The 12823-nt window shown below is 60.7% G+C and carries 13 protein-coding genes; 3 read left to right on the top strand and 10 right to left on the bottom strand.

Annotated features, from left to right (window positions below):
- Window positions 1–105: 105 nt before the first annotated feature.
- Entirely contained in the window at window positions 106–351 is a 246-nt protein-coding gene (locus AB3226_RS20790; protein WP_367374419.1) for a pyocin S6 family toxin immunity protein, read from the top strand.
- Window positions 352–439: 88 nt separating this feature from the next.
- Here AB3226_RS20790 and AB3226_RS20785 read toward each other — a convergent pair whose 3' ends face one another.
- Window positions 440–904 carry a glycine zipper 2TM domain-containing protein gene (locus AB3226_RS20785; protein ID WP_123360562.1) on the bottom strand — a complete coding sequence of 155 codons (465 nt, stop codon included), beginning with the start codon at window positions 902–904 and terminating at the stop codon, window positions 440–442.
- 168 nt (window positions 905–1072) lie between these two features.
- On the opposite strand from AB3226_RS20785, the gene AB3226_RS20780 reads away from it, so the two are divergent.
- Window positions 1073–1309 (top strand): hypothetical protein, encoded by a 237-nt coding sequence (locus tag AB3226_RS20780; RefSeq protein ID WP_052966960.1) that lies wholly within the window; start codon window positions 1073–1075, stop codon window positions 1307–1309.
- A gap of 5 nt (window positions 1310–1314) precedes the next feature.
- Here AB3226_RS20780 and pdxH read toward each other — a convergent pair whose 3' ends face one another.
- From pdxH to dinG, 5 genes are all read right to left on the bottom strand, one after another.
- The gene (gene pdxH, locus AB3226_RS20775; RefSeq protein ID WP_367374418.1) at window positions 1315–1962 is read right to left on the bottom strand and encodes a pyridoxamine 5'-phosphate oxidase; all 648 of its coding nucleotides are present in this window, start codon (window positions 1960–1962) and stop codon (window positions 1315–1317) included.
- 24 nt (window positions 1963–1986) lie between these two features.
- Window positions 1987–3084 (bottom strand): OmpA family protein, encoded by a 1098-nt coding sequence (locus tag AB3226_RS20770; protein ID WP_367374417.1) that lies wholly within the window; start codon window positions 3082–3084, stop codon window positions 1987–1989.
- A 112-nt stretch (window positions 3085–3196) separates the two neighbouring features.
- Entirely contained in the window at window positions 3197–4342 is a 1146-nt protein-coding gene (locus AB3226_RS20765; protein ID WP_367374416.1) for a serine hydrolase domain-containing protein, read from the bottom strand.
- 235 nt (window positions 4343–4577) lie between these two features.
- The gene (locus tag AB3226_RS20760; protein ID WP_367374415.1) at window positions 4578–7100 is read right to left on the bottom strand and encodes a beta-galactosidase; all 2523 of its coding nucleotides are present in this window, start codon (window positions 7098–7100) and stop codon (window positions 4578–4580) included.
- Between the two features lie 96 nt (window positions 7101–7196).
- Window positions 7197–9341 (bottom strand): ATP-dependent DNA helicase DinG, encoded by a 2145-nt coding sequence (dinG, locus tag AB3226_RS20755; protein WP_008005800.1) that lies wholly within the window; start codon window positions 9339–9341, stop codon window positions 7197–7199.
- Between the two features lie 86 nt (window positions 9342–9427).
- Here dinG and AB3226_RS20750 point away from each other — a divergent pair, with 86 nt between their 5' ends.
- Window positions 9428–9886, top strand: coding sequence for a CopD family protein (locus tag AB3226_RS20750; protein WP_367374414.1), 459 nt, complete (start codon window positions 9428–9430; stop codon window positions 9884–9886).
- Between the two features lie 110 nt (window positions 9887–9996).
- Here AB3226_RS20750 and AB3226_RS20745 read toward each other — a convergent pair whose 3' ends face one another.
- From AB3226_RS20745 to AB3226_RS20730, 4 genes are all read right to left on the bottom strand, one after another.
- Entirely contained in the window at window positions 9997–10755 is a 759-nt protein-coding gene (locus AB3226_RS20745) for a collagen-like protein (protein WP_367374413.1), read from the bottom strand.
- Window positions 10748–11026, bottom strand: a complete 279-nt coding sequence (locus AB3226_RS20740) for a DUF1145 domain-containing protein (RefSeq protein ID WP_367374412.1) — start codon at window positions 11024–11026, stop codon at window positions 10748–10750. Before AB3226_RS20740 ends, AB3226_RS20745 begins: the two co-directional genes overlap by 8 nt.
- A 148-nt stretch (window positions 11027–11174) precedes the next feature.
- Complete coding sequence (locus tag AB3226_RS20735; RefSeq protein ID WP_367374411.1) at window positions 11175–11888, bottom strand: OmpA family protein; 714 nt, start codon at window positions 11886–11888, stop codon at window positions 11175–11177.
- Window positions 11889–11978: 90 nt separating this feature from the next.
- Window positions 11979–12674 carry an OmpA family protein gene (locus AB3226_RS20730; RefSeq protein ID WP_367374410.1) on the bottom strand — a complete coding sequence of 232 codons (696 nt, stop codon included), beginning with the start codon at window positions 12672–12674 and terminating at the stop codon, window positions 11979–11981.
- Between the last annotated feature and the right edge of the window lie 149 nt (window positions 12675–12823).

The following is a 12823-nucleotide window of genomic DNA, read 5'->3' as shown; positions in this document are numbered from 1 at the left end:
GATATTTTCCAGAACCTAGCCCCATAACGCACCGACGCAGTAGGCCAAGACTGTCAGTGACATACCTGAGAGGCGCATATCGATAAAGTAATGATGGGGAAGAGAATGATATTTATCGCAATCTCCGGTTTCTTCGACGAACCGAACCCGGACGATTCATTGCAATACAAAAAGGATGTGTCGCAGGCCTTAGAGGGAGTGGTGCTTAATGTCATGGGCTGGTCAACCTTGTGGGATGTACCCATGGGCGAGCACAAATTATCCACTACTCAATCCAGCACAATTATGGAACTGGTTGGCGACTCTTTCAGAGACGACTTGGTGTACTACATGGGACTTTGCCAAGACTAACGATTGAATCTGACGTAACTGAAAGCAGCAGATACAAAAAAACCCGACCAGTCACCTGATCGGGGTTTTCTTTTACCCTTCGCTCCGCTTAGTGCGCAACGCGGCTCGTACCACCCACAGTGGAGATCCGCACCCGCTCACCCACGCGGAACACTTCGTTTGGCTGAACTTCCTGCACGTAGGCGCGCATGCTGCCATCGTCTTCGCGCACGGTGATTTCAACACCTTGAGTGCGGGTCAGGCCTTCTTCGGCAGCCGAGCCCATCAGGCCGCCGGCGACAGCGCCGATGACTGCCGCGACGATGCTGCCGCGACCGCCGCCGATGGCGCTACCGCCGACACCGCCCACGACTGCACCGGCGGCGCCGCCGATTGGGGTTTTGGTGCCTTCGATTTTCACTGGGCGCAGGGCTTCGATGGTACCCATGCGAATCGTCTGCACACGACGCGCTTCGTCACGGGAGTAGGAGTCACCGGTCAAGCTCGATTGGCAGCCAGTGAGCAACATCGCCATCGTGGAAAAGGAAGCAACCAGCAGAACAGACTTACGCATAGCATCAAACTCCATAGGACAGGTATCCATTAAACTCCGCAGCTTGACGCCTGTCACGGCATCGCCCGGATAAAATTGGTTTCATTCAGGCCAAGTACAGGCGCTTTCTCGAACCCACACACAGTAGCGTCAAATTACAAAATCTGCGCCACCGACCCAAGGATTTTCATGGATTACTTCATCATTGTCGTCACGACCGTCGCCGGCTTGTACTTCCATTGGTGGCTGTACGTGCGGATCAAACGCTGGATGGACCGCGATCTGGCGTTGTCACTGGCGGGTAAAGACCAACAGAAAAGAGCGTTTATGCTCCAGCAACTGGCGAACGCTCAAACGCAGAAGATCAAGCGGCGGGACCTGCCGCAGTGGCTTGAGGCCGCTGCGGCAGGGTATCCCGATCGGTAGGCTGTTTATGGCGCCAGGCGTTCACGAACCCATTCGGCGGCCTGCAAGCGGTAGTTGAGGCGATCGTGCAGACGGCTCGCACGGCCCTGCCAGAATTCGATGCGCTCGGGTAGCAAGCGATAACCGCCCCAGTGCTCGGGGCAGTGAGGCTGAGTATCGCTGAAACGTTGCTCGGTGTTCTTGAGCAGCGCTTCCAGTTCGCCGCGATCAGCAATCACCCGGCTCTGGGGCGAGGCCCAGGCACCGAGACGGCTGCCCAGAGGACGAACCTGATAGTAGGCGTCGGACTCTTCAGGCGTGACCTTCACCACCCGCCCTTCGATGCGTACCTGACGCTCCAGGGCTGGCCAGAAGAACGTCATGGCCGCAAATGGATTGGCTGCCAGTTGCTGACCCTTGTCGCTTTCGTAGTTGGTGAAGAAGGTGAAGCCCTGCTCGTCCAAACCCTTGAGCAGCAGGATGCGGCAATGCGGCCGACCGTCCTGATCGACGGTGGCCAGCGTCATGGCATTCGCCTCCACCGGTACCTGCTCGGTTTTCACCGCATCGGCAAACCACTGATGGAACAGCGCGAACGGCTCGTCCGGGGCTTGCGCCTCGGTCAGGCCATCTCGGGTGTAGTCGCGACGCATATCTGCCAAGGGCCGGGTCATGGCGCATTCCTTTTGGTTAACGAATCACTTCTTTGTGTCATCGGCGACAGCGACTTTTTTGGTGTCGACAGCTGCTTTGGCAGGCGCAGTCTTTTTCGCGACGGCTTTTTTGGCTGGAGCCTTGGCGGCCGCTTTCTTGGCCGGTGCCTTTTTCGTCGCCGGCACAGCCGCTTTCTTCGCAGCAGGAGCCGGGGTCACAGGCTTGGCCACTGGCTTGATGTCTTGCGCAGCGACCATAGTTTTCATCGGTGCGGGAGCCGGCATGTTGTACTTGCTCAGCAACGCGACCATGGTGTTTGCCGGCGTCACCAACAGCTCGACGCGACGGTTCAAGGCACGACCTTCGGAACTGTCGTTGGCGGCACGCGGAGCCTCACCACCCATGCCGCGCAGCATCAGGCGATCACGCTGCAGACCGCTGAGACGGAAGATCGCCGCCACTGCCTGGGCGCGCTCCTGGCTCAGCTTCACGTTGGCCGGTGCGGCGCCCGACGTATCACTGTGACCGAGTACCAACACAGCAGTCTTTGGATCGACTTCGAGGATTTTCGCGACACGGGTGAACGGGCCGAGGGTCACCGGCAGCAGCATGGCCGGACGATCAGGGTTGAACGAGCCTTCTACCGGTGCCGTGACGACCAGCACGTTTTCACGGCGCTCGAGCTTCAGGTTGCTGTCCTTGATCGCCTCGCGCAGGCGCGGTTCGTAGTCGTCGAGCCAGGCCTGGGTTACTTTCGGATCGGGCATCGGCACGGCTTTAGCGGTGCTCTGCTCCTTGCCGCCGAACGGCCACCACCAATTGCCACCGGCATCGGCTTCAGCCTTGGCCACAGCGACCGGTTTGGCTTCAGGTTTAACCTCAGGCTTCACGTCGGGCTTGGCGACCTTGCCGGCGCCATCATCGGAACCGAACGGCCAGTACCAAGGGGATGCACTGTCAGCCTTGGCGACGGGTGCTGTTGCAGCAGGTTTCAGCGGGGCCGGGGCCGGCGCTTTGGTCGCAACCTTGTCGGAAGAGCCGAACGGCCACCAGCTGCCGCCGTCTGCATCATTTTGTGGGGTTTGTGCGCAACCGGTGATAGCGAAGCACAGGGCCAGGGCGAGAGTTTTATTGGATGACATTGGATATCCACAAAATGAAGTAATGAAAAATCAGACCGGGTTGCCCCGGATAAACAGCGCTTTGAAACCACAAAGGCTTTCGGGTTCCGGCCCTGGCCCCCTTAAGCGTGATTTACAGACAAGTGGCCAGTACTCGCACAAGCTGTTGGGCTCGTGGATCCATCAAGACGTACGGCCCCAGGGTATTTGTCACAAAGCCGAAGGCCACATCGTATTCTGGGTCAGCAAAACCGATGGAGCCGCCGGCGCCGGGGTGACCGAACGCCCGTGGGCCGAGGCCGTAGGTGGCGTTGGGTACGTCCGGTTGATCGAGCATGCAACCCAGGCCGAAGCGGGTCCGGGTCAATAAAGTCTTGTCTTCGCCGATGCTGTGTTCGCGGGTCAGCTCGTCGAGCATTTCGCTTTCCAGCAAGCTGCCGTCGAGCAGACCGGCGTAGAACCCGGCCAGGCTGCGGGCATTGCCGTGGCCATTGGCGGCGGGCTGCTGCATGCGCCGCCATTCCGGTTTGTTGGTACTGGTCATTATAGACGGCGGGTTGGTGAAGGCCCGCGTGCTCATGGCTGTCGGCTCGCGCATGGTCACTTGCAGCAAGCGCTGGGCCGCGGCATCTCCAAGGTTGCCCTTGCTACGGGCAATATGCGCCACGCGATGGAACTCTTTGTCGGCGAGGCCAACGTGGAAGTCCAGCCCCAAAGGCTTCGCGACCCGTGCCACGATGGATTCACCCGGCCCACGTCCGTCGGCGCGACGCAGCAACTCACCGACCAGCCAACCATAGGTGATCGCCGCATAACCGTGACCTTCACCCGGCGTCCACCATGGCGCTTCGGCGGCCAGGGCATCGACCATGGTCTGCCAGTCATAAAGTGCTTCAGGGGCCAGCAACTCGCGCAGCGCAGGCAGGCCTGCCTGATGGCAGAGCAAGTGGCGCAGGGTCACGGATTCTTTGCCGGCGGCAGCAAACTCGGGCCAGTAGCGGGCGACCGGGGCATCCAGTTGCAGCTTGCCTTCGGCCACCAGTTGCAGCGCGGTCACGGCGGTGAAGGTCTTGGTGCAGGAAAACAGGTTGGCAATGGTGTCGCTGTGCCAGGCTTCGGTGCCGTCCTTGTCGGCGGTACCGCCCCAAAGGTCGAGAACGGTTTCCCCGCCAATGCGGATGCACAACGCCGCGCCACGCTCCTGAGGATCGTCGAACAGCGCCGCAAAAGCTTCGCGCACCGCTTCGAACTTAAGCTCGTAATGACCCTGAATCTGCACCCACAACTCTCCCGGATAAACACTCTACAAAGTGGCCCGCATTGTTCCAGCCCTTGAGGGTTTTGGGAACAGGGTCGGGCCGGGCGGTCGCGCCCATAGAATTAGTCAGAAACCCATGTGGCGAGGGAGCTTGCTCCCGTTGGGCTGCGCAGCGGTCCCCCTTATCTTCAAAAAGAATGGGACTGCTACGCAGTCCAACGGGAGCAAGCTCCCTCGCCACAGGGGATATCAGTGCTTAATGACCATTACCCGAATGCCCACCCGCATGACCGGCGCCCTGCTCCGCACCTTTGTCGGCAGCGCCTTGCTTGCCGCCCTCGCCCTCATGGTTCTCGGTGGCTTTTTCCGCCTCGGCTTTGGCCTTCTCGGCCTCTTTGCCGAGTTGATCGACAGTCAGCAAGTTGCTTTTGCGCACCGTGTCGACAAAGCCCTGGAATGGCAGGTCAGTAATACCCACCAACCCGAAGTGACCGTTCTCGCCGTCCAGCAGGCGACCCGTCACCGGTTGATCGAGGTACTGGAACCAGTGCACCCCGACAATTGACGGTTCGCTCATCGCCTGTTTAAGGAAATTGGCGTAGGCCGGGCCGCGGTCTTCTTCTTTCGCCAGTTGCGTCACGCCACCCCAGAACGGGCCGCGATCCTTTGATCCGAAGTTGAATTCGGTGATCAGTACCGGCTTGTCCAGGCTGCGCAGTCTGGCGAAGTCGTAACCGTCCTGAGGTTGCAGGGTGTACATATTGAAGCTCAGTACGTCGCAGTATTGCGCGCAGGACTCGACGGTTTCTGGGGTGCTGACGGCAAAGCGGCCGCCCAGCAACAACTGGTTCGGCGCATGCCATTTGAGCGAATCGGAGACGGTTTTGAAGTAGGTATCTGCGAACACTTTCTGGAAGTATTTGAAGTCGGCTTCGATTTCCGGGTATTCGGCGCTCGGCTGCGGCGGTACGAAGCCCGGGTCTTCCATCAATTCCCAGGCCGGCAGATCAATGCCCCAGGCTTTGGAAAGGCCCGCCTGGTTGCGGTACTTATCACGCAGCTGTTTGAGGAAGGCACGTTTGGCCGGCACATCGGTGGTCATTTTCAAAGTGCCATAGGCCAGCGCGTAACGGGCCTTCGGATCATCGCCGGGACCGGCCCAGCCCAGTTCATTGTCGGCGAAGTAACCGATCAGCCACGGATCGTCGCGATGGTCGCGGGCAGCGATGGCCACGGCCCGCTCGGTGGCCATGGCGAAACGCGGATCGAACGGGTCGGGCATGCCGCCCCACCAATCGGTACCGGTGCTGATGCTGGCGTAATCACCGACGATCGACAGCGGCAAGGTGTACGGCACTCGGTCAGCGTTGCCCAACACCGGTGCACTCCAGTTGCCGAGGGTGTTGAAACCCCAGGCTTGCAGGCGATCGAGGGTATGACTGGCCCAGCGTTGTTCGTCGAAAACCACTTTGCAGGGTTCGGCGGTCGTTTGCTCGGCGGCTTTTTCGACTGACGCTTCAACGGCGCCGGTCTTGGCCGCGTCGGCAACACCAGCCGCGGATTCGGTTGCCGCAGGAGCGGCTGATTGTTCGGTGGCCTTATCGGCCGTCGCCTCGACCGCATCGGCCTTGGCCGCTTCGGCGACACCGGCCTTGGTATCGCTGCCCGGCACGCAAGGTTTGCCATACAGACGCTGCAGGTTGGCGCCATAGAAATCGTACCAGCGACCGGCGTTGTAGGCTCGGCCCTGATCGGCGCCATTGCCGCCACGGTTGTCGCCTTCGCCATAATAGCTGGCAAGGGGCTCGTCGGGTTTGGGCAGGGACTCGAACATCCACTCGCGACCGGCGACGTAGGTCTGGTTGACGCTTGGGGTCACGCTATTGATGCCGAGGGAATAGAACGGATGCCCTTCCGGGGTCACCAGATACCAGCGGCCGTCACGCTTTTCAGTGCGGAAAAAGCCGCTGGCCTTGAACGCCGGGCCTTTGGTCCAGCCGCCGAACTTGTCCAGCGAGGCCTTCTCGCGCTCGGCCAACCAGGTTTTCAGTTGTTGCTGTTCTTTGGCCGCCGCGGACTTCAGTTGCTCGTCGCTGCTGACCTTCTCCGGCCACTTTGCCCGAGTCGATTGGCCATAGGCATCCACCAGAGCGCCATAAGCGGCCTTGGTGACCGCCTCGCCATCCTGCACGCCGAAGCGCTCGAGCAGGATGCTTTGGGCGACTTTCGGCTGATCCATCGACAAGGTCACCGACACCACCTGGCTGCGGTCCAGCTCACCGGCGCTGCTGGCCAGCAATACACGCTGGCCTTCGAAATTGATCGGCATCGGCGGGCCGGCTTTCATCCCCTGGCTCAGCGGCGAACTGGCGACCAAAGGCACCAGCAGGGTTTGCGCAGGGCCGGCCGGCAGATCGACGCGACTGATCAGGGTCTTGCCGTCATTGCTCTGAATTTTCACGTACAGGGTCACGGCCCAGTTCATCGCGCTCTGGATCCGCAGGCTCATGACACCCGACTGCGACCAGTCCCAGGCACCGGTCTGCGGCGTCAGGCGCAACGTCGGCTGGGCGACCGGATTGAAGGTCACGCGGCGCAGCACTTCACCTTCGGCCGTTTGCTCCGCGTTCGATTGCGGCAGGCTGGCGTCCTGGGTCGCCACCTGGACCACGTCGGCGGGACGCACAAAGTTGAACAGCGTTTGCTGCCCGGCAGGGGCCGCCAGCAAAGGGGCTGCGAACATCAAGGCAAAAACAGCGGGCAACGAACGGCGAATCATAGGAACGTGGTTCTCTCAAGCGACCATCAATGGGCCAGTGGAAAAGCGGTGGCAGTGAGATAGACAACGCGGTGGGCTTATTTGCCCACCGGTGCATCAGGAAATTTCACGACGGAATGGCGGCAATGCATTGAGAATAGCTTTGCCGTAGCGCTGCGTGACCAGACGACGGTCGAGCAAGGTGATGGTGCCGCGGTCTTCTTCGGTCCGCAGCAAGCGACCGCAGGCCTGGACCAGCTTCAGCGAGGCATCCGGCACGGAGATTTCCATGAACGGATTGCCGCCGCGAGCCTCGATCCATTCCGCCAGCGCCGCTTCGACAGGATCGTCGGGTACCGAGAACGGAATCTTGGCGATCACCACGTGCTCGCAATAGGCACCAGGCAAATCCACGCCTTCAGCAAAACTCGCCAAGCCGAACAACACACTGGAATCCCCGCCATCAACCCGCGCCTTGTGCTTGTTCAGGGTTTCCTGTTTCGACAGGTTGCCTTGAATGAACACTTGCTTGCGCCAGTCGCGGTCCAGACCGTCGAATACGTCCTGCATCTGCTTGCGAGACGAGAACAGCACCAGGGTGCCTCGTGAACCTTCTACCAGTTGCGGCAGGTCGCGGATGATCGCCGCGGTGTGCGCCGGCGCGTCACGCGGGTCGGCTTTCAGGTCCGGCACCCGCAGCACGCCGGCGTCGGCGTGATGGAACGGGCTCGGCACCACGGCGGTCACGGCTGTTTTAGGCAGGCCGGCGCGCATGCGGAAGCGGTCGAAAGTGCCGAGGGCGGTGAGGGTCGCCGATGTCACCAGCGCCCCATAAGCTACGTTCCACAGATTGCGCCGGAGCATGTCCGCCGCGAGGATCGGGCTGGCATTGACCTCGATGTCGAACAGCGAACCACTTTCGGCCAGGGTCAGCCAACGGGCCATGGGCGGGTTGTCTTCCGGGTCTTCGACGGTGAAGGCGGTCCACAACTCCCAGTTGCCCGAAGATCGGGACAACAGGCTGCCGAACAGCGGATACCACTCTTCGGCCTGATTACTGGCGATGCCGATGTTGACCTCGCCGTCCATGCCTTCCTTGAGCAGTTCGGTGAGCCGGGTGAACAGGTCGGTCAGGCGGGCAAAGCCCTTCTTCAGCTCAATGCCCATTTCGCGCATGTGCTCGGGAATCACCCCGCCGACGAAACGGTGACGTGGCCGCTCGCGACCTTCGACGTCTTCGCCGGGCTTGAAGTCGGCGGCTTGCTCGCAGGCACTGAACATGAACTGCTGCTGGGTCTTGATCTCCCGAGCCAGCTCCGGCACCTGCTCGATCAATTTGCCCAGATCGCCCGGCAGCGGGTGTTGGGCCAACAATTTGGTGAGGTTCTTGGCGGTGGTTTCCAGCCAGTCGGCGGTGGAACGCAGACGCGTGTAGTGAGCGAAGTGACCGATAGCCTTGTCCGGCAGGTGATGGCCTTCGTCAAACACGTAGATGGTGTCACGCGGATCGGGCAGAACCGCGCCGCCGCCCAGGGCCAGGTCGGCCAGGACCATGTCATGGTTGGTGACAATCACGTCGACCTTGCCCATGCCTTCACGAGCCTTGTAGAAGGCGCACTGGCCGAAGTTCGGGCAATGACGGTTGGTGCACTGGCTGTGATCGGTGGTCAGGCGCGCCCAATCGGCGTCTTCCAGCGCCGTCGACCAACTGTCGCGATCGCCGTCCCACTTATTGCCGGCGAGCTTCTCGATCATGCTGGTGAACAGCTTCTGGCTGGCCTCATCGACCTCGATCTTGAAGCCTTCTTCTTCGAACAACTGCGCGGTGGCAGTCTGCGCGTGACCTTCCTGGAGCAACATGTCGAGCTTGGACAGGCACATATAGCGCCCGCGGCCCTTGGCCAGGGCGAAGCTGAAATTCAGCCCGCTGTTGCGCATCAGGTCGGGCAAATCCTTGTAGACGATCTGTTCTTGCAGGGCCACGGTGGCCGTGGCGATCACCAGACGCTTGCCAGCGGCTTTTGCGGTCGGGATGGCCGCCAGGCTGTAGGCCACGGTTTTGCCGGTACCGGTGCCGGCTTCCACCGCGACAATCGCGGGGTCGCCACTGCGCCGGCCTTCGTCGTCGGTGTCGATGGCACCGAGGACCTTGGCAATTTCGGCAATCATCAGGCGTTGACCGTAGCGCGGCTTGAGGCTCTTGGCTTCGAGAAAACGCGAGTAGGCGCCCTGGATCGTGGTTTTGAGTTCGGTGCTGATCATCAAAAAAGGCTGGATAAATTTTCAGTGGTTCGGATCGGCCGCTATCATACCCCGCTAATCAATCCCGCGCAGAACGGAGTACCTCAATGACACCTTTTGGCATCGTTTATACCCTGCATGTCCTGGCCGCCCTGGTGTGGGTCGGCGGCATGTTTTTCGCCTGGATGGTCTTGCGCCCCGCGGCGATGAAGGCGCTGGAAGGCCCTGCCCGGTTGAAGCTGTGGGTGGAAGTGTTTCAAGGTTTTTTCCGCTGGGTCTGGATTGCGGTGGTGCTTTTGCCGATCAGCGGCGTGGGCATGATTCATCTGCAGTTCGCCGGATTTGAAGCGGCGCCGCGGTATGTGCAGGTGATGATGGGATTGTATGTGGTGATGACGGCGCTGTTTATCCGGATTCAGGCGTTGTTGCTGCCGGAACTGCGCACGGCGGTGGCGGCTCAGGATTGGCCGACGGGCGCGGCGGTGCTGGGTAAAATTCGGCGCCTGGTGGGGATTAACCTGATGGTGGGGTTGGTGCTGGTGGCGATTGCTGCGGCTCGGCCGTGATCGTTCCCACGCTCTGCGTGGGAATGCCTCAAGGGACGCTCCGCGTCCAGTGACGCGGAGCGTCACGGCCTGCGTTCCCACGCAGAGCGTGGGAACCATCGCTTGAGGGCTTATAACCGCTGAATCGTCACCGAACCCGCCACTCCCGCAGGCCCAGGCTGACCATCGGCACCGGCGTGACCACTCTTGCCGCCGTCGGCTTTATAAACAAAGCAGCCCTTGGATTTGCCGCCCGCTCCCGGTTTGCCACCTGGTCCTGCCGCGCCACCCACCCCACCGGCAATCTCGACCTTGATCTGTTGCGCAGGGTAATCACGCGGCACTTCCAGTCGAACCAACGCCCCTGGCGCACCCGGCTGGCCATCGCTGCCATTACTGCCATCGGCGCCGCGACCGGCCTGGCCCCAGGTACAACCCGGTGCTTGACCGTTGGCCCCATCAAGGCCGACAAAACCTGGAGCGCCCGCGCCACCGCGAGCGTCTACCGACAATTGCGGCGCGTTCAACGCTTTGATCTGCAGATCCAGATTGCGCCCGGAACGAGCGGCCTTGAGGTAAGTCCCCGGCGCGCCTCGCGCAGTGATCTGGCTGCCTTCGGCCAACTCGGCACGACTGACCTTCAACACCAGGGCTTGCTCGCTCGGCACGATGGCGATCCGCGCATCACGTCCCAGGTGCAGCTCGCCGACCGTCACTTCGGTCACGTTCGAGGGAATCAGCAAGGTGCCGTAATCGGCAACTTCCAGCCGTTCCAGTTGCAAGGTACTGGCGGTGTTGGGCAAGCGCATCAGCGAGTTGGTTTCGACGCTCACCACCTGCGCGCAGGCCAATGGGCTGATAAGTGCAGCGAGCAGACAGAGTTTACGCATGGGAGGCCTTCGAAGCGGCCGGGGCCGGAATGGTTTGCAGGTGGAAAACGCCGAAAAAAACAATCTTCAGGCGATCACGCCAAGGGTGGGCTCGACCTTTGAGGCTGCGGTTGCAGAACACCAGCTCCAGAAGATGGAGCCCTGCCAACACGCAGCCCGCCAGATTGACCAACAGGTGCAGCGGATGAACAAACGGTATGAGCAGGTTGACTAGCGCCACCAACCAGAACAGCAGGGTCAGTAACTTCCCCAGCCCCCAAAACACCTTCATACGCTCCTCCGTTGAGAATTATTCTTTGCACGCACAGTAACGGCTTACGCGCGCGATAAGCCAGAGGGCAGCAAAAAATTCTTCTCGAAGGTCGCGAATTGGCCGTCGGACAAGCCTGAATCGTCATCCGACGGCTCTATCACATGGCTCAGCGATTGATATGCAACTCCACGCGACGGTTTTGCGCCCGCCCTTCTTCCGTGTCGTTATCGGCTATCGGTTGGCTTTCGCCCCGGCCTTCGCTGGTGAGTTTGTTCGGCGCCAGCCCCTGGCTCAACAGGTAGGCCGCCACGCTGCTGGCACGCCGTTCCGACAGTTTCTGGTTATAGGTGTCCGAACCCTGGCTGTCGGTATGACCGATAACTTTAACGCTCACCACATCGGCGCTCTGCAACTTGGCCATCAACGAATCCAGCTGACTGCGCGCTTCGGGCATCAGGTCGGATTGGTTGTAGGCGAACAGCACGTTGCCGTTCAGGGTGATGACTTCCGATACCGGTGGTTCAACTGGTTTCACGCTGGCCGGGTATTGCGGCAGCGGACAACCGTGATGTTCGACAGGCGTATCGGCGGGTGTATCGGGGCAGCGATCACGTCGATCGAAGACGCCATCATCATCTTCATCGCCATCCTGGGCGTAACAGATCAGGCCGCCGGTCAAGATCCCGAGCGCCGCTCCACCCGCTGCCCAGCCACTGCTTTCAATTGCGCCCAAACCGCCGCCGACCAGTCCGCCTATGACACTGCAGATCGGCCAGGTACGTTGATTGAGGGGGGCAGTGCCATCGCTGTGAGTCGCACAACCGGTCAGAAGACTGCCAAGCAGCAGAACCGGCAAGACGGTCCTTGTAAGAACGCTCATTGTGAATGCTCCTGTGTCACCGGCCCATACCGGTCACACAGGAGTAAAGACCCGCATCCGCGACTGTACAAGCCGCGGAGCACAAGGGATCTAGCGGTTGATTTTGATTTCCGTGCGACGATTCAACGCACGGCCGTCCGCAGTTTTGTTATCGGCCACCGGCTGGCTTTCACCGGCACCGGTCACAGTCACGAAACTGCTGCGTGGCACGCCTTGGGAAATCAAGTATTCCACCACCGAATGGGCGCGTCTATCCGACAGTTTCTGGTTGTAGGCATCACTGCCGACGCTATCGGTATGACCGGTCACGGTCAGTTGGGCGCTGGAGGATTCCTGTTTCAGGCGCGTGGCAATGGTGTTGAGTACGTCTTTATCGGCAGGGGTGAGCTTGGCCGAGTCGAACTGGAAGTGCACATCACGGATAACGATGACTTCTTCCTTGACCACCGCCGTCTCTTCGACCACCGGCGCAGGCGCTGGTGGAGGGCAGCCGTCGGCATCGACCCGCACGCCTTTAGGTGTACCCGGGCACTTGTCGCGGCTGTCCAGCACACCATCGCCGTCTTCATCGCCATCGCCGTGCACCCAGCAATAGGCCGCTGCCGTGCCGCCGACCAGCAGCGCGCCATACCCCGCCCATGCCGAGCTTTCGGTCGCGCCGAGCCCTGCACCGATGACACCGCCGACCGCCGCACAGGTCGGCCAGTCGGTTTTCTGTAAACCTGCGCAACCAGTCAACACACTGGTTAGCAGAACCAAGGGTAATGCTGTCCGAATTATGCTCATCTAGTTCTTCTCCTGAGGGATCGGCTTAAAACCGATTCTAGGGAGTAAAGACCCGACTTTTAATCTCCGCCAGCAATAGGCCATTGCTGTTTGGCCCCCTGTTCATGGAAGATCGGTGCTTTTTGGCTAATCCGCTAGACAGGAACTAG

Origin of the sequence: Pseudomonas lini (assembly GCF_964063345.1) — a bacterium.
In the GTDB taxonomy this organism is placed as follows: Bacteria; Pseudomonadota; Gammaproteobacteria; order Pseudomonadales; family Pseudomonadaceae; genus Aquipseudomonas; species Aquipseudomonas lini_B.
The sequence above is the reverse complement of the archived record's forward strand: the minus strand, read 5'-3'. Positions and strand labels throughout refer to the sequence as shown.